Source organism: Tatumella morbirosei, from assembly GCF_000757425.2.
Lineage (GTDB): Bacteria > Pseudomonadota > Gammaproteobacteria > Enterobacterales > Enterobacteriaceae > Tatumella > Tatumella morbirosei.
This window is the reverse complement of record NZ_JPKR02000005.1, coordinates 450,867-471,988: the sequence shown is the minus strand read 5'-3', so window position 1 is coordinate 471,988 and position 21,122 is coordinate 450,867. Positions and strand designations below refer to the sequence as shown.

Annotated in this window: 16 protein-coding genes and 1 pseudogene; 11 read left to right on the top strand and 6 right to left on the bottom strand. The window is 51.9% G+C overall.

What is annotated here, in order from left to right; genetic code table 11:
- Positions 1–383 precede the first annotated feature (383 nt).
- Positions 384–1,322, bottom strand: a complete 939-nt coding sequence (locus tag HA49_RS17690; RefSeq protein WP_038015657.1) for a LysR family transcriptional regulator — start codon at positions 1,320–1,322, stop codon at positions 384–386.
- 94 nt (positions 1,323–1,416) lie between these two features.
- Here HA49_RS17690 and HA49_RS17685 point away from each other — a divergent pair, with 94 nt between their 5' ends.
- The 5 genes from HA49_RS17685 to HA49_RS17660 all read left to right on the top strand — a co-directional run bounded on the left by HA49_RS17685 (position 1,417) and on the right by HA49_RS17660 (position 8,720).
- Entirely contained in the window at positions 1,417–2,619 is a 1,203-nt protein-coding gene (locus tag HA49_RS17685) for an MFS transporter (RefSeq protein ID WP_038015654.1), read from the top strand.
- A gap of 191 nt (positions 2,620–2,810) precedes the next feature.
- Positions 2,811–3,785, top strand: a complete 975-nt coding sequence (locus HA49_RS17680) for a helix-turn-helix transcriptional regulator (RefSeq protein WP_038015652.1) — start codon at positions 2,811–2,813, stop codon at positions 3,783–3,785.
- Between the two features lie 125 nt (positions 3,786–3,910).
- Positions 3,911–6,061 (top strand): TonB-dependent siderophore receptor, encoded by a 2,151-nt coding sequence (locus HA49_RS17675; RefSeq protein ID WP_038015830.1) that lies wholly within the window; start codon positions 3,911–3,913, stop codon positions 6,059–6,061.
- A gap of 749 nt (positions 6,062–6,810) precedes the next feature.
- Positions 6,811–6,966 carry a YlcI/YnfO family protein gene (locus HA49_RS21055; RefSeq protein WP_156994689.1) on the top strand — a complete coding sequence of 52 codons (156 nt, stop codon included), beginning with the start codon at positions 6,811–6,813 and terminating at the stop codon, positions 6,964–6,966.
- 437 nt (positions 6,967–7,403) lie between these two features.
- Positions 7,404–8,720: a CitMHS family transporter gene (locus HA49_RS17660; protein ID WP_038015828.1), complete on the top strand. Its 1,317-nt coding sequence runs from the start codon at positions 7,404–7,406 to the stop codon at positions 8,718–8,720.
- 8 nt (positions 8,721–8,728) lie between these two features.
- On the opposite strand, the gene HA49_RS17655 is transcribed toward HA49_RS17660, so the two are convergent.
- Positions 8,729–9,637, bottom strand: a complete 909-nt coding sequence (locus HA49_RS17655) for a LysR family transcriptional regulator (RefSeq protein WP_038015645.1) — start codon at positions 9,635–9,637, stop codon at positions 8,729–8,731.
- Positions 9,638–9,737: 100 nt separating this feature from the next.
- Between HA49_RS17655 and aptA the strand changes: the two genes are divergently transcribed.
- Entirely contained in the window at positions 9,738–11,069 is a 1,332-nt protein-coding gene (gene aptA / locus HA49_RS17650) for an omega-aminotransferase AptA (RefSeq protein WP_038015643.1), read from the top strand.
- Positions 11,070–11,295: 226 nt separating this feature from the next.
- Positions 11,296–11,757: a helix-turn-helix domain-containing protein gene (locus HA49_RS17645; protein ID WP_038015640.1), complete on the top strand. Its 462-nt coding sequence runs from the start codon at positions 11,296–11,298 to the stop codon at positions 11,755–11,757.
- Between the two features lie 47 nt (positions 11,758–11,804).
- Here the strand turns inward: HA49_RS17645 and gorA are convergent, their stop codons facing one another.
- Positions 11,805–13,157, bottom strand: a complete 1,353-nt coding sequence (gorA, locus tag HA49_RS17640) for a glutathione-disulfide reductase (RefSeq protein WP_038015637.1) — start codon at positions 13,155–13,157, stop codon at positions 11,805–11,807.
- 197 nt (positions 13,158–13,354) lie between these two features.
- Between gorA and rnz the strand changes: the two genes are divergently transcribed.
- Entirely contained in the window at positions 13,355–14,263 is a 909-nt protein-coding gene (rnz, locus tag HA49_RS17635) for a ribonuclease Z (protein WP_038015635.1), read from the top strand.
- Between the two features lie 5 nt (positions 14,264–14,268).
- On the opposite strand, the gene HA49_RS17630 is transcribed toward rnz, so the two are convergent.
- Entirely contained in the window at positions 14,269–15,111 is an 843-nt protein-coding gene (locus tag HA49_RS17630; RefSeq protein WP_038015632.1) for a 23S rRNA (adenine(2030)-N(6))-methyltransferase RlmJ, read from the bottom strand.
- Positions 15,112–15,439: 328 nt separating this feature from the next.
- Here HA49_RS17630 and prlC point away from each other — a divergent pair.
- A pseudogene (gene prlC / locus HA49_RS17625) lies at positions 15,440–17,483 on the top strand (oligopeptidase A).
- Between the two features lie 7 nt (positions 17,484–17,490).
- Entirely contained in the window at positions 17,491–18,264 is a 774-nt protein-coding gene (gene rsmJ, locus HA49_RS17620; protein ID WP_038015630.1) for a 16S rRNA (guanine(1516)-N(2))-methyltransferase RsmJ, read from the top strand.
- A 76-nt stretch (positions 18,265–18,340) separates the two neighbouring features.
- Here the strand turns inward: rsmJ and uspA are convergent, their stop codons facing one another.
- Complete coding sequence (gene uspA, locus HA49_RS17615) at positions 18,341–18,772, bottom strand: universal stress protein UspA (RefSeq protein ID WP_038015627.1); 432 nt, start codon at positions 18,770–18,772, stop codon at positions 18,341–18,343.
- 330 nt (positions 18,773–19,102) lie between these two features.
- Here uspA and uspB point away from each other — a divergent pair, with 330 nt between their 5' ends.
- Positions 19,103–19,438 carry a universal stress protein UspB gene (gene uspB, locus HA49_RS17610; protein WP_038015825.1) on the top strand — a complete coding sequence of 112 codons (336 nt, stop codon included), beginning with the start codon at positions 19,103–19,105 and terminating at the stop codon, positions 19,436–19,438.
- A 146-nt stretch (positions 19,439–19,584) separates the two neighbouring features.
- On the opposite strand, the gene pitA is transcribed toward uspB, so the two are convergent.
- A complete protein-coding gene (gene pitA, locus HA49_RS17605) occupies positions 19,585–21,072 on the bottom strand; it encodes an inorganic phosphate transporter PitA (protein ID WP_156994700.1) in 1,488 nt (495 codons plus the stop codon).
- Positions 21,073–21,122 lie beyond the last annotated feature (50 nt).

Sequence of the window (21,122 nt, the reverse complement as noted above, 5' to 3'; positions counted from 1 at the left end):
TAGCATGCAAATAATCATCTGCTGTATTTTTTTAAGGGTTTATTCGGAATTTTATGCTGGTTAATCACCACTAAGTGTGATGTTTTATCCGGTTGATTGTCGTTATTTTTGAGTTGTCAGAAGAATTTCTCAGGGAGTGTTTTTTGGCGATAACGGGTGCGTTATTCCTGAATGTATTTTAATTTCAATGGGTTAATGGTGGTTTTCGGCAGCGGCAGATATCCCGGCAGAATCAGAACTGTGATTTCCTGACTCCAGGATATTATCTGGTGGTACCGGGTTCTGGCAGCAATAACATGATTCGTTATGCCTCATGGTAAATAACGGATTCTGTATAAAAAATAACTGTGACTTTTTGTGTCTTTTTCTGGCAGGCGCAGGGCTTACCTGCCCGCCGGCCGTGTGCCGGTCAGGGTTGGCATCACTTGTTTTATCAGGCTGAAAAAATGACGTAACCTGGCGGGATAGTAACTAGCCCAGGGGTAAGTCAGCCATACCGGCAGTGGCGGGGCCTGCCATTCGGGAAGTGGCTCCTGCAACCGGCCGGTAGCAAGGTCTTCTTCTACCAGCCATGACGATACCAGGCCAACCCCCATTCCTGACAGCGCGGCTTTTCTGATGGCGTAAATACTGTCACTGTATAATCTCGGACTGATGGTAATGGTTCTGCTTTGGCCGTCAGACTGATGTTTCAGGGTGATTTCGGTACGGTAGAAGGTACTGAGGGACAGCCAGGGCAGGGCAGCGAGTTGCTCAAGAGTTTGCAGTGGCGTGGAACGGACCAACAGATCAGGCGTTGCCACCATGCGGCGCGGAACTTCGGCTATCTGGATGGCAACCAGTCCGGGGTCATTGAGAGCACCTACCTGTATTGCGCAGTCAATGTTTTCGGCGACAAAATCCGGTGTCCGGTCATTCAGCATCCACTCCACGTTCAGGGCCGGAGATTTTTGCAGCCAGCCGACCAACGGCTCTATCATTTGGTCCTGGCCAAAGGCATGGGGTACCCGTACGCGTAGTGTCCCTACTGGTTCGTCATGGGTATTGGTCAGTTCATCTTCCAAAGCATACCAGTTACCGACCAGCTGCCGCGCACGACTGTAACAGCGTTCTCCGTCATCGGTTAGTTTCAATGCATGGGTGGTACGCAGGATAAGTTTCTGACCCAGCATTTTCTCTAATGCCTGTAATCGTCGGCTCACGGTAGGTTGGCTGACATCTAGCTGGCGGGCGCAGGCCGACAGGCTGCCACTTTCCACAATACGAATAAAGGTTTGCATCAGTTCAATACGGTCTATGCTGCCGGCTGAGATCTCTTTCATACGCACCACGTATAACAGTTTTGTTTAATTTGCGACTACCATGCATTAAAGAGTTCAGGTCTACTTAATGCAACCCTGATTCGGAGAAATTATCATGTCAGCAATCGAGCAGACCATGAACGAAGAGAAATTATCAGCCCCGTTACTGTTTACTCTGGCTGCCGGTGCCGGACTGACAGTGGCTTCCATTTATTACAGTCAGCCAATGCTGGGTATTATGGGCAAGCAGTTTAATGCCACAACCTCCCAGTCAGGTATGATCCCGATGCTGACCCAGATTGGCTACGCACTGGGTATTTTACTGCTCACCCCGTTGGGAGACCGGTTTGACCGGCGGAAACTGATTGCACTGAAAGGTATGTTGCTGGTGGTTGCATTACTGCTGTGCGGTATTTCACCCGACCTGAATTTATTACTGGCTGCCAGCCTGCTGACCGGGCTTGCCGCCACGGTGGCACAGGATATCGTTCCGGCCTCGGCGGCACTGGCTCCGGAGCATAGCCGCGGGAAGATAGTCGGCACGGTAATGACAGGACTACTGACAGGAATTTTGTTATCGCGGGTGGTCAGTGGTTTGATTGGCGAATATCTGGGCTGGCGTAATCTCTATTTTATTGCAGCCGCCTCGGTATTACTGATTACTCTGGCATTATGGCGAATTCTCCCGGCATTTCGTCCATCAGCTCCGGTTCCCTGGACTTCACTGATGCATTCGCTGTGGAAACTGTGGCATGAGCACACAGCATTGCGCCGTGCGGCGTACGCGCAGGGCTTGTTATCGGTGGCATTCAGTGCGTTTTGGTCAACACTGGCATTAATGCTATATCAGGATTTTCATCTGGACAGTGCTGTGGCCGGGGCATTTGGCCTGGCCGGTGCAGCAGGTGCCCTGGCCGCACCGCTGGCAGGAGGCATGGCCGATCGTATTGGCCCGGCGCGGGTTACTCAGCTTGGGGCAGGATTGGTGATAGTTGCCTTTGCGATTATGTTACCGATGCCGCTGCTGCCTGCGGAGGGAAAACTGGTTCTGATTGTGATCAGTGCGGTTATCTTTGACCTGGGTATTCAGGCCTCACTGGTCGCTCACCAGACCATCGTATTCCGGCTGGTGCCGGAAGCACGTAGCCGTCTGAATGCATTACTGTTCACCACCGTTTTTATCGGGATGGCAGCAGGTTCTGCACTGGGAAGTCTGGCGCTGACTCACGGTGGCTGGAACGGCGTTGTTATTCTGTCAATTCTGGCTGCACTGGCAGCGCTGGTGGTTCGTCTGTGTAGTCGCCATCTGCATAGTTGATCGCTGCACCGGGAGCTTTGCTCCCGGTGTGTATTCTCTCCCACCTCACTGACTCTTCTGACCTTTTTTGCTGTACCCCTCCACAAATGAAAATGAGTATCATTTAATTTACTCTCCGCTATCCACAGTGGTAAAATGCCGGCCAATAATTCACCAGCGAATACTTATTTTGCCATTGCCGGTTACTTTCTATGAACAGCCTATCTTCCGACACTGATGAACGGTTATTCCGGATTGCGGATTTTCGTGAATTCGGACATCGCTATGCCATTGACTACCGTTTTCCTGCCGGGGATGAGGATCAGAGTATCGATGTTGTCAGAGGACAGGTGGAAGAGTGGCGGCTGGCCTCCGGAATGAGTGTGACTCATTCTGATCTGCAAATCCTGCAACCATATGAGTCGACCTCGGTGGGGAGTTCACCGCTCTATTTGCTGGTGGTACTGGACGGCCATGTGGATTTACGCCTCAACGGCAAACCGGTCCGGATGTCGCCGGGCACCGCTATGAGCACCAGGCTGGGTAGACAATCCATCCTTTCAGCCAGCCACCAGAAAGATCAGCGGCTGGTGACAGTTTCACTGGGTATGAACTCTGCGCAATGTCAGGCCCCGTCACCACTGGCGGCTCTCACGGAGAGCTGGCAACGTACCCGGGCCCCAGTTGCAGTCTGGAATCTTCCTGAATATATGCAGGTCAGTATGCGTTTTGCGATTAGCCGTCAGGCAACTGCAGTCGCCAGAGAACTGATGCTGGAAGGACTGATGTTGCAGCTACTGGGGTTGACACTGAATCAGCTGAGTGAGCCGGAAGGGGCACGCTTCTTGACATTACCGGGTGATCATCACCGGCTGGAGGCGGTGCGGCAGTTGCTCGAGTCCAGCCCCGAGAAAAATCATTCGCTGGAATCACTGGCGAAAACGGCAGCGATGAGCAGCAGCAGTCTGCGGACTAAATTTCGCCAGGCGTACGGGGATTCGGTATTCAACTATCTGCGCGATTGCCGATTGGCACTGGCCCGTCGTTATCTGCAACAGGGCTACAGTGTGCAGCAGGCGGCCTGGATGTCCGGCTATCAGCATGCCACTAATTTTGCGACAGCCTTCCGGCGACGCTACGGCGTCAGCCCGAGTCATCTGACCTCACAACTGGCGTTGCGTGCGTAAAAATACGCCAGGATAGCTGGTTTTTGTCGTTTATCATACACAACCCGTCACCAGGCATAGTCGCCAGGCCGCCTAACAACGCAATAATAGGCGTCTACTGACAATAAGAAATGGTGATATTTTTTATGGCAAGGCAAGTTAAGACAGCGCACTTTCGTCTGCATTGTTGTGCTCTGGCGGTGACCAGCGCATTCGCCCTGATGCCTGTAGTTCAGGCGGCTACCACCGACACGTTAGTGGTCACAGCCAATGGCAGTCCGGGTGGTCAGCAGAATGCGGTTGCTCCCTATATTAACAGCGCGACAAAATCGGCCGTCCCCGAAAGCCGAACCCCACAGGCTGCAGATTCGATTAGCCATCAGGAAATCGAAAAACGTCATGCCAATTCGCTGAATGAAATCCTGCGTTATGAGGCAGGTGTATCCACGGAGCTGCGTGGTTCCACCACCTATATGAGCGAATATAAGATTCGGGGTTTCGATGCTGAACACGAGTATTTTGACGGTCTGGAACTGCCTTACAATGTTGCAGGAAATACCAAAGCGTTTATCGATCCGATTCTGATAGATAAGGTCGATATTCTGAAAGGCCCTTCCTCTGTGCTGTACGGCAATGCCTCTCCGGGCGGCCTGGTCAATATTCAGGGCAAGCAGCCACAGTCAGAGCAGAGTACCGATGTCGGATTTAACACCGGCAACCGCAGCCTCAAAGAGGGCTATATCGATTCTACGGGCCGTATTGCAGACAGCAACTGGGATTATCGTCTGATTGCCAAAGGCAGTGAGGGTAATGATCAGGCGAAGACCACTAAGCACGAAAGTTATCTGATAGCCCCGTCGGTCAGCTGGCGCCCGGATGCTCAGACCCGGCTGACGCTGAGTGCGTTATATGAAGATATGCCCAGCCTCACACCCTCGAATCCGCTGCCACTGGCCTATCTGCAAAGTGGTTATGCATCCCGCCGCGCCTATGCCGGCGACCACTGGAGCGGATTTAAACAGCGTGAAGGGATGCTGGGTTACAGTTTTGAACATCAGTTTGACAGTGGCTGGGGCGTGGTACAGCGTGCCCGTTATTTCACCCTCGACAGCCATCAGCGCAGTATCTACTCCACCGGCACCGGCAGCAGTGATACCGATCTGTCCCGGTTCGGTTATACCACCGATGAGAGTGTCGACAGCTTTAATATCGACAACCAACTGACCAAAACCTTCAGCTTTGGCGACTGGCAGAACCATCTGCTGGCCGGGTTCGACTATCAGCACCTGAATTCCCATATGACCTGGCGATACGGGACTCAGTATCCTTCCATCAATATGCTGGACCCTGACTACAGCCAGGTCACCAGCAGTAATCTGGACCTGTATACAGCGACGAATGATCGCCTGAGTTTCAACCAGCGAGGCTATTATCTGCAGGACCAGCTGGAGTTTGGTGGTCTTAACCTGCTGGCCAGCGCCCGTTACGACGACTATCAGTCAACTACTACGGATTATCTGGATGGCGGAAGTAAAGCGTCTATTGATCAGCATAAAGTCACCAAACGGCTGGGCGCGTTGTATCAGTTCAGTAACGGTATTGCGCCTTATCTGAGTTATTCTGAAGGTTTTCTGCCGGTATCACCGCAAGGAACTTTGACCGCCAGCCAGGCAAAAGCAACGACCAGCAAGCAGCTGGAAGGCGGGGTAAAATACCTGCTGTCGGATTATGCCACCACTCTGACAGCCTCGGTCTTCCAGATTAAACAGAAAAATGTTCTGACAACCGACTATACCTATACTTCTGCCGGGTTACTTAATTACCGGCAGACTGGTGAAGTCACCTCTAAGGGCGCGGAGTTTGGCGTGGTCAGCCGGCCGACCGACAATGTGAATATCATTGCCAATTATGCCTATACCCACGCGGTGAATACTCAGGATGACTATTATCAGGGCAAACGCGCCACTCAGGTGCCGCTGAACAGCTTTAATCTGTGGGGCGATTACACCTTTAATCACGGTGTACTGAATGGTCTGATGCTGGGGGCGGGTCTGCGTTACACCGGGAAAAGTGAGATCACGGAAGATAACTCATTACCGCCTGTCGGGGGCAACACTCAGTACGATCTGGCCGTCAGCTATGATATGGGTGTGCTGAGTTCATCACTGAAAGGTCTGACGCTGAAAGCTGGCGCCCAGAACCTGACGAATAAGATGACTTACACGTGTTACAGCAGCAGTTATTGCTGGATTGGCCGTGACCGCAGCTGGCAGGTGGGCGCGAATTACCATTTCTAAGGGCTGTTAAACCTCCTGCGGAAGATCGTCCGGACCTGTTTCCCGGGCGATGCTTCGCGCTGGGAGGCTGTGACTCTTTATTTCATCCTTCATTCCTGGTCTGGTCAGTGCAGGTTTAATGGTTATCATTATCCTGAAGATAACCTGTCCGTAATACTTCACCTGCCAGACAGATTCAGGGGGCATCTCTCATACCTCACGGGCTAATTTACCGGCCAATCTTTCTTTATCCTTTATTTATCTCTGGCTGAGGGTGGCCACTGACAATATGTTTTTCTCCGCTGAGGTACGGCATAGCTCTATTTCCGGCATTTACTCAGATAACCGAAGGTTATTTATTGTGACAGACACATTCTCTGGAACAAAAATTCATTAATAGAAATATTAAAATCTGCTGTAATAACTCAGGATGACGCCACAGTTGCAGTGAATCACGGTAAATTTTGTTATCACATTCCAGCGCCAGACCCTTGCAGAGGCTTACTGCCCCGGCTTCGCCGCCTGAAATGCCGGAGGTATGCAGAGATCTCACTACAAATAAATTTGCACCGTCGAAAATCTGGTTATTTATGCTGCCTTCCGGCATAACCTGGCCGTTTTCCACATTTTTTACCTGACTGGTTTTATCTGAATATATAATTCTTTAGAATTTTGAACATTCTTAATATCGTCAGAATATTATAATTTTGTTTTATTTTGGTCATAAATACTAAATAAATGTTAGCAAAGAGTTAAAGGAATCCTAAGTAATGAAAATGAGCACCTCGAAAACACGCGCTAAACATATTCGCTTTCCGCACCATATGCTGAATGATATTCAGGAATCTCTGAAGAAAGAAAGTAGTGAGAACTTTTCTGCCTGGGTGATTGAAGCCTGCCGTATCAGACTCAGAAAAAGCAACTGATCTCTCAGACAGGCTGCCAGTATTGTTGCAGACCTGTGAGTATCACAATTGTTATGTGACTGTTTTCCCGGACGGAGGGAGTTGTCCGGAAACCCTGCCAGAACACATTTCTCCCGGCGGGTATTACCGATATCTACTCATGATACCGGTTTCATTGTTATTGCTGCCTCGTTTGCCTGCCCGTTTTCAGCTGCTCATTCCTCTGACTGACCCGATCCTGTTCACAAAAATATTGCACTACTCCTGCAAAACTTGATGCACCTCGATTTTTAGAGCGAAAGTTACTTAATTGTTGCAGTTTATTGCTAGTTTGATTTGGTTGGATCTATATGTTTCAAATTGTTTATTTTTAGGGAGGTTTCAGGGAAGGCTAAGCAACCTGTCGGATGTGGGAAATACGTAGATGGGGCACATTGGATAATGTCGGGGGGTGTATTGTGTTGACTATACTGGGCTTTGCAATGGTCGTCTGCTTTATGTATTTGATCATGACTAAACGGATGTCGGCCCTGATCGCCCTGATCATCGTGCCTACCCTGTTTGCACTGGCAGGGGGATTTTATCAGGGATTAGGCGAGATGATGCTGGACGGGGTAAAAAAACTGGCCCCGACCGGTGTTATGCTGACATTTTCCATCCTTTACTTTGGTCTGATGATTGATGCAGGACTGTTTAACCCACTGGTCCGCTTTATTCTGAAAATAGTACGCGGTGATCCGCTGAAAGTTCTGGCCGGGACCGCTATTCTGACCTTGCTGGTCTCACTGGACGGAGACAGTTCAACCACCTATATGATTGCCATTGCGGCATTTTTGCCTCTGTATCGCAAACTGGGGATGAATATCCTGGCAATGACCTGTCTGGTCAATCTGGCCAGCGGAATCATGAATTTATCGCCGTGGGGAGGCCCCACGGCCCGGGCCGCGGCGGCCCTCCGGATAGATGCTTTAGATATCTTTATCCCTATGATACCAGCCATGCTGCTGGCTTGTTGTTCACTGGTAGGCGTTGCGGTCTGGTTTGGCCTGCGGGAGCGCCGTCGGCTGGGGGTCATTTCGCCAGAGACTTTGTATGCAGGCCCCGCAACGTCAGGACTGTCAGATGACGACTCCGGTTCAGAACATCTGCGGCCAAAAATGTTCTGGCCTAACCTGATACTGACAACAGTGTTACTGGTGATGTTGGTGATGGGTACGCTGCCTATTCAGATCCTGTTTATGCTGGCATTTGCTGTCGCTGCTATGCTGAATTACCCCTCTCTTTCACAGCAAAAAGACAGGATTGCCGCACATGCCGGGAATGTACTGGCAGTCACTTCCTTAATTTTTGCTGCGGGGGTTTTTACCGGCATTTTATCAGGGACAGGGATGGTCGATGCGATGGCAAAAAGCCTGTTATCGGTCATTCCGCATAGTTTTGGGCCCTATCTGGCTATTTTTACTGCATTAGTCAGCCTGCCATTTACCTTTTTTATGTCTAATGACGCTTTTTACTTCGGCATTTTGCCGGTAATTGCTCAGACTGCGGCAGGTTACGGTATTTCGGCAGAGGAGATTGCCAGGGCGTCGATAGTCGGGCAGCCGTTTCATTTATTAAGCCCGTTGGTTCCTTCCGTCTACCTGCTGGTCGGACTGGCTAAGGTTGATATTGGAGACCACCAACGTTTTTCCATCAAATGGGGGATCTTCATCAGTCTGGCATTGCTGGTGGGGGGCATTATCTTTGGGGCCATCCCTGTTTACCATCAGTCCTAAGCCGGCCATTATCCTGCAGCAGACAGGGAGTCAGTGAACAGTTGCAGGATAGCATTCGGTTGCCGCCCTTTACGGGTTGCCAGTGCGATGGTATGGGTAAAATGGAGTTGCAGTGGTGCCACCGGCCGCATGAGCCCTTTTTCCTGCCAGTGGGCGGCATAATGATCAGGCAGAAAGCCAATAAAGCGCCCGGTGAGGATCAGAAAAGCGATACCTTCCCGGTCGGAGGCGGTGGCAGTACAGTTCAGCCGCTGATGCAGACGAACGGTTTCGGCCGTCATCCGTTCGGCCGGGGCAATGGCATCATAGCGCCCCAGTTCGTCAGCGACGGCATCATCATCACGATAAAACAGTGGATGTGTATGGCTGCAATACAGCGACGATTTTTCCTCGTATAACGGCAAATAATCCAGTCCTGACAAGGGTGACGTCAGTGGCAGGGCACCTACGTGATAGCGGCCATCCATCAGGGCCTGCTCTATTTCGGTCGGGGTGGTCATGGTTAATGAAATGTGAATCCCCGGCCCCTGACGGCGCAAACTCTCCAGGGCATGGGTGAGTTTCATCATTGGCTGGGTGACCAGGTTATTGATAATACCGATATTAAAATCCCCACGCAGTTGCTTGTGCATCTGGTTAACCTGCTGGCGGAACGTCTCGATGGATGCCATCATGGTTTCGCTGAGCTGTAACACTTCCCGTCCTTCGGCGGTAAGAGAGAATCCTGCCCGACCACGCTGACATAACCGCATCCCCAGACGTTTTTCCAGATCACTCATATGCTGGCTGATCGCCGGTCGGGAAATCCCCAGTATTCCTTCGGCGGCAGAAAAGCTGCCACAACCGGCAACGGTCCGGAAAATCCTCAGCAGTTTAAGGTCGAAGTCACTGACCCGTGCGAGCGATAAGCTTTTCATATAGGTAAGTCTTTCTGTAACTAAAGATATGGTTATATGGATTTAACTTAACTATCGATTGATTGCAAACTGTTCTTTATCGGCTTTATGAGGAATCACCATGTCTGAATCAATCGATACTTCTGCGCTTAATCTGCAGTCTCACTGGATGCCCTTCAGTGCTAACCGTAATTTTCAACGTGACCCACGTTTTATTGTCTCGGCGCAGGGCCGCTGGCTGACAGATGATAAAGGGCGTCAGTTATTTGACAGCCTCTCGGGTCTGTGGACCTGTGGTGCAGGACACTGCCGCAGCGAAATTCAGCAGGCGGTGGCAAAACAGCTCAGTTCGCTGGACTATGCACCCGCCTTCCAGTACGGGCATCCTCTGTCATTTAAACTGGCAGAGAAGATTGCGGAGCGTATGCCTGGTGAACTGAATCATGTCTTTTTCACCGGATCCGGCTCAGAATCAGCCGACACGGCGGTCAAAATGGCCCGTGGTTACTGGCGTGCAAAAGGTCAGCCGGCGAAAACCAAATTTATCGGCCGGGCGCGGGGTTATCATGGCGTGAATATTGCCGGTACCAGCCTCGGTGGGATCGGGGGTAACCGCAAGATGTTTGGTCAGTTTATGGATGTTGATCATCTGCCACATACACTGCAAACCGATCAGGCATTTACGGCAGGCATGGCCGCCACCGGAGGGGTAGAATTAGCGAACGAAATGCTGAAGCTGATTGAACTGCATGATGCCTCCAACATTGCCGCAGTGATTGTTGAACCCTTGTCCGGGTCTGCCGGGGCTATTATTCCGCCGCAGGGTTATCTGCAACGGCTGCGTGAAATCTGCGATCAGCACAATATCCTGCTGATTTTCGATGAGGTCATCACCGGATTTGGTCGGATGGGGCACTGGACAGGGGCTGAATACTTTGGTGTCACGCCGGATATTCTGAATTTCGCCAAACAGATCACCAACGGCGCGATCCCGATGGGCGGGGTGGTTGCCAGCAGCGAGATCTACCATACCTATATGTCACAGGCATTGCCGGAACATTCAGTCGAATTTGGACACGGCTACACTTACTCCGGACATCCGGTGGCCTGTGCGGCAGGGCTGGCGACTCTGGAAATGCTGGAGAAAGAGAACCTGATTGCTCAGTCAGCAGAGCTGGCCCCGGTATTTGAACGTGCGCTGCATAGCCTGCGTGACTGCCCGAATGTTATCGATATCCGTAACTGTGGGCTGGTAGGCGCTATCCAACTGGCACCCCGTGACGGCGATGCGGTCATCCGGCCATTCGATGCCGGTATGGCATTATGGAAAGCCGGTTTCTATGTCCGGTTTGGCGGCGATACCTTACAGTTTGGCCCGATGTTTAATACCCGCCCTGAAGAACTGGATCGTCTGTTCGATGCGGTGGGTGAAGCTTTGCATCAGATTGCCTGACAGGAATACCTGTGGATGTCTTCCTGAAGGCCGGGCAAAAAGCCCGGCCTTGTTGTTTTTGGCACGAAGCAAACTGACCTTCTTTCCTCCAGCGATATTCTGTGGCTAAGGCCTCCCATTCGCCATTTTCCGGTTAAAAATCTGGTTATCTGTTCCCTCCTGCGGGGATTCTGCATAAATTATTCGGAGTATCAGTTTGCAACTTACTGTCAGAATGAGGTCAGAGATGGTGTATCTGGATATTGGTGAAGTCGCCAGCAGAAGCGGGAACACGCCTTCGGCGTTGCGACATTATGAAAAGCTGGGGTTGATTTCATCGGTGGCACGACATGGTTTACGGCGTCAGTTTCTGCCGGAAGTCCTGCTACAGCTTCGTCTGATCTCGATGGGGCAACTGGCGGGATTTTCGCTGGAGGAGCTTGCCGGGATGTTGGGTCAGGGACGTGTGTCAGATCTGCCGAGGGAAAGGCTACACCAAAAAGCCGATGAACTGGACCGACAGATAGAGCAGCTTATGGTGATGCGCGATACTTTACGCCACGTGGCTGACTGTCCGGCACCCTCACATCTGGAATGCCCGACATTCCTGCGGTTGCTGAATGTGGCGGGTAAAATACCGAAAGATAATGTGGCAAAGCGACATTACCTAAACCGGGCGATCCGTCGGCAGAGTAATACAGAGCGCTAAGCATAAAAAAAGCCCGTTTCCGGGCTTTTCAGGTAGTAATGCGGCGCTTAGCGCATAGTCACAAATTCTTCGGCGCCTGTCGGGTGGATAGCGACGGTGTTGTCGAAGTCTTTTTTGGTGGCACCCATTTTCAGTGCGACCGCAAAGCCCTGCAACATCTCATCCACACCAAAACCGATACCGTGGATACCGACAATTTTTTCTTCCGGCCCTACGCAGATCAGTTTCATGCGGCACGGCTGACGGTGGCTGGTGACTGCGGTGTACATGGCAGTAAATGATGATTTGTAAACTTTGACAGCATCATCACCATACTGCTCCCGGGCTTCAGGTTCAGACAGCCCCACCGTGCCGATTGGCGGGTGGCTAAATACAACGGTCGGGATATTACTGTAATCCAGATGCTCATCCGGTTTGTTATTAAACAATCGTTCTGACAAACGACGTCCTGCAGCGACGGCGACCGGCGTCAGTTCGACAGCTCCGGTGTTATCGCCCACCGCATATACCCCCGCGACATTAGTATTCTGGAATTTATCCACCACAATGTAACCCTGCTCATTCAGTGCAACACCACTGGCTTGCAGGTTCAGGTTATCGGTGGCCGGCTCACGACCAATCGCCCACACCAGGCAGTCGACGGTATATTTATCGCCGTTTTCCAGGCTCAGGGTCAGGCTGCCATCAGCATTCTTTTCCACTTTCTGCGGCACTGCGTGAGTGTGCAGTGACGGGCCTTCGGCATTCATCACTTCTACCAGCGTTTCAGACAACATTGGATCAAACTGGCGCAGCGGAGACTGTTTACGGACGAACAGGTGAGTTTCGGCACCCAGCCCGTTAACCACACCGGCAATCTCTACCGCGATATAACCGGCACCGACTACGGCGACGCGTTTCGGCAGAGCTTCCAGTTCAAAGAAACCGTCTGAATCAATTCCCAGCTCAGCGCCCGGGATATCGGGGTGGCTCGGACGTCCGCCGGTCGCGATCAGAATATGGTCAGCAGTGATCTGCTCGCCGTTGACTTCAACAGTATGCGCATCGACAAACTTCGCAAAACCTTTAATCACATCGACCTTATTTTTCCCCAGCACATTGTCATAAGAGGTGTGGATACGGTCGATATAGGCACTGCGGCTTTTTACCAGCGTCGCCCAGTCAAAACGATTAATGGTGGTATCAAAACCATAGTCAGGGCCATACAGCCGAATGGCTTCGGAGATTTGTGCCGCGTGCCACATGACTTTTTTCGGAACACAGCCCACATTAACACAGGTACCGCCCAGCTCTTTGGCTTCAATCAGGGCACATTTTTTCCCATACATTGCTGCACGGTTAATCGAGGCAATTCCGCCACTGCCGCCGCCAATAGCAAGATAGTCATAATGTTTAGTCATTGAAAAAGTCCGTCCGTTTCGGGTTAAGCAGAGCATGGGGCCGGGAAGCCGGCCAGTCACCGGGTGGGTGAGGCTGTATCTGCTGTACTGTCATCTATGTTGTCCAGTGTAACGCGACTCAGGCAAATGCCGCAAAGTTTGCACCTATAGTTGTGATAGGATGCGAACTGGTCTGACTGAACTTGCGGAAGCATATCATGTACCTTACCTTTCTGGGCACTTGTGCAGGGACTCCCAGCCTGCAACGCAATGTCACGGCAATCGCCCTGACGTTACCGGCGGCCGGAGACTGGCTGTTTGACTGCGGGGAAGCCACCCAACATCAGTACATGCGCAGTGCGCTTAAGCCTGGCAAACTGGAAAAAATCTTTATTACTCATCTACATGGTGACCATATCTTTGGCCTGCCAGGCTTGCTGACCAGCCGTTCCATGGGCAGTATCAGCCAGCCACTGACTATTTACGGTCCGCCCGGAATTCGGGCATTTGTCGATAACGCTCTGTCGCTCAGCAGCTCATGGGTTAGTTTTCCGCTGGAGATTATCGAAATTGACGCTGGGATGATTGTGGACAACGGTGAATATCGGGTCACGGCTTACCCGTTGAATCACGTGGTGCCTTGTTTTGGGTATCGTATTGAACAATATGACAAACCAGGATTGCTGGATGCCCCGCGGCTGAAAGCGGACGGGATACCTACCGGCCCGTGGTTTCAGCAACTGAAACAGGGCGAAACGATTACCTTACCGGACGGTCGCCAGGTGGATGGCAGAGACTATCTCGGTCCGCCGGTAAAAGGAAAATCGGTAGCTATTTTCGGCGATACGGCACCCTGCAGTGAAAGCCTGAATCTGGCGGCGAATGTTGATGTGATGGTGCATGAAACGACACTGGAAGCTGCGATGGCAGAGAAGGCGAATGGTCGTGGGCACTCGACGACGATTCAGGCGGCACAGGCCGCCAGGGAGGCTCGGGCTAAACGACTGATTGCCACGCATTTCAGTTCACGCTACGGCGTACAGGATCTGCCGCGGTTGCTGGCCGAATGCCAGTCAGTCTTTTCCGCGACCGAACTGGCAAACGATTTTTTGGTCGTTGAAATCTGAGCCGGTTATTCCGGGACTATCCAATCCACCAGGGTATGGCCGGTGCCGGCAGGCACCAGCTGCTGGTGCAGCCATGGCAGCACGGCTTCCATCTCTGAAGCCAGTTTCCACGGTGGGTTAATCACAATCATCCCTGACGCCGTCATTCCGCGCTGATCACTGTCCGGGCGCACCGCCAGTTCAATCTGCAGAATGCGTTTGATGCCGGTGGCCTGCAACTCATTAATCATACGTTTGATTTGCTGGCGTAATACCACCGGATACCATAGCGCATAGATGCCGGTGGCAAAGCGTTTGTAGCCTTCCTGAATTCCGGCTACCACGGCCTGATAATCGGTTTTTATTTCGTAAGGCGGGTCGATCAGTATCAGTCCACGACGTGACGCAGGGGGGAGTTTCGCTTTCAGTTGCTGATAACCATCGGAACGGGACAGTTGTGCCCGGTCATCTTTCAGAAATTCATTACGCAGCAACGGAAAATCTGACGGGTGCAGTTCTGTCAGTTGCAGTAAGTCCTGTGGACGCAGCAGATGGCGGGCTATCAGCGGTGATCCCGGGTAATACTTCAGCTTACCAGAGCGGTTCAGGGCATTGACGGCCGACAGATACGGCTGCAACTGCGGCGGGGCTTCCGGGTGCTGCCAGATTCTGGCAATCCCTTCCAGGTATTCGCCGGTACGTTCAGCATGTTCACTGCCCAGCAGATAGCGGCCAGCCCCGGCATGAGTATCCAGATAAAGAAATGGCTTATCTTTTTCCTGTAATGACTGAATAATCAGGCTCTGGACGGTATGTTTCAGGACATCCGCATGATTACCTGCGTGGAAACTATGACGATAGCTCAGCATGTTGTTAACCTTTGTAAAATCTTTTGTTCTGTGAGGTGCAAACCCGGCTATCGTCACATCCTCACGGCAGAGACAAATTCCAGCCTGTCCGGCAGCATTGCTTGGCCGGGGGGCCGAGTATAGCAGTATTGGCTGGCGGGCAGTAGTAAAGGCCGCGATTTATCCTGCTGGTGTCGGGGCGGTTTCCTGCCGGTTGACTGACTAACCTGGAGTTGAGTGAACAGTTTCCCTCCTTCTGGCAGACAGGGTGATTGATTTTCTGCTGTTATGACCCCATCCTGATCATATTGCGCACACCGAGCGCCTCTAACTTCAACAGGATTGAGCTATGTCTAACCCGTTACTGACCTCATTCACTCTGCCGCCGTTTTCGTTGATTAAACCTGAACATGTTGTTCCGGCGGTCACTCAGGCGTTGCAGGACTGTCGGGCAACCGTCGAAAAAGTCGTCGCACAGGGCGGTCCTTACACCTGGAACACCTTATGCGAGCCGCTGGCTGAGACCGATGACCGGCTGGGGCGGCTGTTTTCACCGGTCAGCCATCTTAATTCGGTAAAAAACAGCCCGGAACTGCGTGAAGCCTACGAGCAGGTGCTGCCATTGTTATCAGAATACGGTACCTGGGTTGGACAGCATGAAGGTCTGTATCAGGCGTATGTCAGCCTGAAACAGGGTGACAGCTATGCCTCTATGAATACCGCACAGAAAAAAGCGGTAGATAACGCACTGCGTGATTTTGAGTTATCAGGGATTGGTTTACCCAAAGACAAACAGCAACGCTATGGTGAGATTGCCGCACGGTTGTCAGAAATCGGCGCGGCCTACAGCAACAATGTGCTGGATGCCACCATGGGCTGGAGCAAGCTGATTACTGATGAGAGCGAACTGGCTGGATTGCCGCAAAGCGCACTGGATGCGGCCAAAGAGCAGGCTGAAGCGAAAGATCAGCAAGGCTGGCTGTTGACGCTGGATATTCCCAGTTACCTGCCGGTGATGACGTACTGTGAAAACCAGGCGTTGCGTGAAGAGATGTACCGTGCATTTAGCACCCGTGCATCAGACCAGGGACCGAATGCCGGCAAATGGGATAACGGCCCACTGATCGAAGAAGAACTGGCGCTGCGCCATGAGTTAGCTCAGCTGTTAGGTTTCGGTTCATTCGCTGAAAAATCGCTGGCGACTAAAATGGCGAAATCGCCGCAGCACGTTCTGGATTTCCTGACTGACCTGGCAAAACGTGCCCGGCCACAGGCTGAGAAAGAGCTGGATCAGGTGCGTGAGTTTGCCAAAACCCACTATAACGTCGATACGCTGGAAGCGTGGGATATCACCTTCTACGCCGAGAAGCAAAGACAGCATTTATATACCATCAACGACGAGCAGCTGCGCCCTTACTTCCCGGAAAATAAAGCGGTCAGTGGTCTGTTTGAAGTGGTGAAACGTATTTACGGGATCACCGCTAAGGAGCGTAAGGATATTGATGTCTGGCACCCGGATGTGCGTTTCTTTGAACTGTATGATGAAACCGGTGAACTGCGCGGAAGTTTCTATCTGGATCTGTATGCACGTGAGCACAAACGTGGTGGTGCGTGGATGGACGACTGTGTCGGACGGATGCGTAAAGCGGATGGTTCACTGCAAAAACCGGTCGCCTATCTGACCTGTAACTTTAACCGGCCGCTGAATGGTAAACCGGCTCTGTTTACTCATGGTGAAGTGACTACACTGTTCCATGAGTTCGGGCATGGTCTGCATCACATGCTAACCGAAATCGAAACCGCAGGCGTATCCGGGATCACGTGGTGTGCCTTGGGATGCTGTCGAGTTGCCAAGCCAGTTTATGGAAAACTGGTGCTGGGAGCCGGAAGCACTGGCATTTATCTCCGGGCACTATGAAACCGGAGAGCCGTTACCTCAGGAATTGCTGGAAAAAATGCTGGCAGCGAAAAATTACAACGCCGCCATGTTTATCCTGCGTCAGCTGGAATTCGGCCTGTTTGATTTCCGCCTGCATGCTGAATATGACCCGACGAAAGGTGCCCGTCTGCTGGAAACCCTGCAGGAAGTGAAAAAACAGGTGTCCGTCGTACCGACGCCATCATGGAGCCGTTTCCCGCACTCCTTCAGCCATGTGTTTGCCGGGGGTTACGCCGCGGGCTACTACAGCTATTTGTGGGCAGATGTGTTAGCGGCAGATGCCTACTCACGTTTTGAAGAGGAAGGGATTTTTAACCGCGAAACCGGTCAGTCATTCCTCGACAATATCCTGAGCCGCGGTGGTTCTGAGGAACCTATGGTACTGTTCAGCCGTTTCCGTGGTCGTGAGCCACAACTGGATGCGATGCTGGAGCATTACGGTATCCAGGGATAAGCCACGGGTGAAGATTTGTCTGATCGATGAAACAGGCGCCGGAGACGGCGCCTTATCTGTTTTAGCCGAACGCTGGCAGTTGAGCCATGACCCGCAGGCGCTCATGGCGCTGGTGATGACCCCGACCCACCTGGAGCTTCGTAAGCTCGATGAGCCAAAGCTTGGGGGGATTTTCGTCGATTTCGTCTCGGGAGCGATGGCTCACCGGCGTAAGTTTGGTGGAGGCCGTGGCGAAGCGGTGGCCAAAGCGGTCGGAATTAAAGGCAGCTATTTGCCGGATGTGGTGGACGCCACTGCCGGGCTGGGGCGTGATGCGTTTGTACTGGCGTCAAGCGGCTGTCGGGTACGTATGCTGGAACGCCATCCGGTCGTGGCAGCATTGCTGGATGATGGTCTGCAGCGAGGCTACCGGGATGCTGAGATAGGCCCCTGGCTGCAACAGCGACTGTCACTGATTCACGCAACCAGCCACCAGGCACTGAGTGAAATCACCCCGCGACCGGATGTGGTTTATCTGGACCCGATGTATCCGCACCGGCAAAAAAGTGCCATGGTGAAAAAAGAGATGCGGGTATTTCAGTCGCTGGTGGGGGCTGATGAAGATGCGGATAGTCTGCTGCAGCCTGCACGTCTGCTGGCTAAGAAACGGATAGTCGTCAAACGTCCGGATTATGCTGAACCTCTGGATGGAGTACCGACATCTTCGGCGGTAGTGACCAAAAGCCACCGGTTTGACATTTACCCTTCGCTGGCCCCGGAAGTGTCGGCTACGCAAGAGTAATATCGTCGGACAGCTTCAGCGTCCGGTAGTCTTTTAGTCAGGGCCGGCAGTCGCCGGACCCTGGCACCTCAGAGAGTTACTCTTCGTCTTTCATTGGCACAATCAGCATATCAATATGTACGGTATTGATTAACTGGCGTGCTGATGACATCAGCTTGCTCCAGAAGTCCTGGTGATGCCCACAAATGACCAGGTCGACGTGATATTTGTTGATAGCATCAATCAGTACCTGCGCCAGATCACCACTTCCGCTTAATGTCTGGCTCATCGGATATCCGGCATTGGTAGATAATTCGCTGAGTGCTGTCTGAGTTTCTTCAGAAATACGTTTCTGCATATCTCCCAGATTGACATCAATTAGTCCGGTATACAGATCAGAATAATTTACGTCTACATGAATTAATGACACTTTGGCATTGTACGGACGTGCCAGAGAAACGGCTTTTTCTACCAGTAGCTGGCTTTCCGGAGACAGATCAACAGCGACCAGAATATGTTTATAAGACATGGCAGACTCCTCAAATACGAAAAAGGTAAGGATCAGCAGTATTGTCACTAATACAGGACAATCAACAGACAGGTTGCTGACCACTATGGCGATTTTCTACTGTGTGCTGTGAATTTATCCTACCATAGGGCTATACAACTGAGTATAGAATCATTGTCTGCCAGACCGGCAGCGGGAAGTGTGAGTCAGGTCAAAGGGAGAGTTCTTTTTTTCAGGGGAGTTATCACTAATGATTGCGCCGGTGGGTGAAATATTACCTACACTTATCAATAAAACGGCCTGAGAAACCTGTAATACTGGCTGCCACTCAGGGGAATGGTGGAGGGAGAGATGATTAATACCACGGTACTGTTTACCTGTTTATGTATTGTCTGTGTGATTAATATGCTGCGTTACTTTTCTTCATTACGGGCCTTGCTGGTGGTGCTGCGAGGTTGTGACCCATTGCTCTATCAGTCGGTGGATGGTGCCGGTTTTTTCACGGCCCACGGACAGCCGGCGAAACAGATGCGGCTGGTGCGTTATATCCATGCAAAGCGCTATCTTGAACACCATGATGAAGAGTTTATTCGTCGCTGCGAACGGGTGCGCGGGCAGTTTATTCTGACCAGCAGCCTGTGTGCGATTATTGTGATAAGCCTGGTCGGGTTGTTGATTTGGCATTAATCCCCGACAGGGGATTCAGGGGGCAGGTATGCAGGCGGCCCGGGACTACTATGCGCAGAGCGAAATCGTCGGCGGATAATCAGGTCGGCAGATAATAAAAAGGCTGTCCATATGGACAGCCTTTTTCAGTCGTGCTGCTGAAATCACTAAACCAGATGCAGTGAAATCCAGTACAGCCCGGCAGACAACAGAATCGAAACCGGCAGAGTGAGGACCCAGGCCATCGCGATATTCTTGATAGTCTTACCCTGCAAACCGCCTCCATCGACCAGCATAGTGCCGGCGACGGAAGATGACAGGATATGGGTGGTAGATACCGGCATACCGGTATAACTGGCAATCCCGATAGAAGCCGCCGCAGTCACCTGAGCCGCCATCCCCTGACCGTAGGTCATCCCTTTCTTACCGATTTTCTCACCGATAGTGGTAGCCACACGACGCCAGCCGACCATGGTCCCGACAGACAGCGCCAGCGCTACTGCAAAGATAATCCACACCGGGGCGTACTCAACCGTGCCGAGTAAATCGTGGCGCAAATCGCCCAGGAATTTACGGTCCTGGCTGTTGGTCTGTGGCAACGAGGCGACCTTATCAGCCGTATCAGAAATACACAGCAACAGGCGGCGCATCTGAGAACGTTTTTCGACACTCAGTTGGTCGTAACTGCTAAGGTTGGTCAGCATTGCCTGAGCATGGGCCACGGCTTCCAGCGCGCGCTCATTGCTGCAATGGAACTCTTCTATCGGAGTGGCTATTGCCGCAGGGCTGACCGTCGGAGCGATGACAGATTGCAGTGACTGGCTGTTCTGCTGGTAATACTGCTCCAGATGTTCCACCGCATCGCGGGTCCGGGTGATATCGTATCCTGAAGAATTCATATTCACCACGAATCCGGCAGGGGCGACACCAATCAGTACCAGCATAATCAGGCCAATGCCTTTTTGTCCGTCATTGGCGCCGTGGGAATAGCTGACACCAATGGCAGAAACAATCAGCGCAATTCGTGTCCAGAAAGGCGGCTTTTTCTTGCCATCAATCTTTTCCCGCTCTGCTGGCGTCATATGGACCCGTGAACGTTTACGTGTTCCGTTCCAGTATTTGCGCAGCAGAAATATTAATGCGCCTGCCAGTGCCATACCAATCAGCGGTGACAGAATCAGTGACATAAAAACATTGATGACTTTCGGAATGTTCAGGGCGTCAACCAGCGAAGTGCCGGTGACCAGGGCATTGGTGACCGCAATGCCGATAATCGCTCCAATCAAAGTGTGGGAGCTGGAGGCAGGCAGACCAAAGTACCAGGTCCCCAGGTTCCAGATGATTGCGGCCAGTAACATAGAGAACACCATGGCCAGACCATGAGCAGAACCTACATTGAGCAGCAGATCGGTCGGCAGCATATGAACAATAGCGTAAGCCACGCTCAGACCACCTAACAAAACTCCCAAAAAGTTAAAGATCCCCGCCATTGCAACAGCCAGTTGCGCGCGCATCGCACGGGTATAAATTACCGTGGCAACAGCATTAGCGGTATCATGAAATCCGTTGATTGCTTCGTAAAACAAAACAAACAGCAGAGCAACTACCAGTAGTAGGCCAGTACTTAAATCGATACCAGCAAAAAGATGCAGCATAAACGTTACGCCATTTTTTGAGGACATGAACCCCGCGCATTATCGGCGAG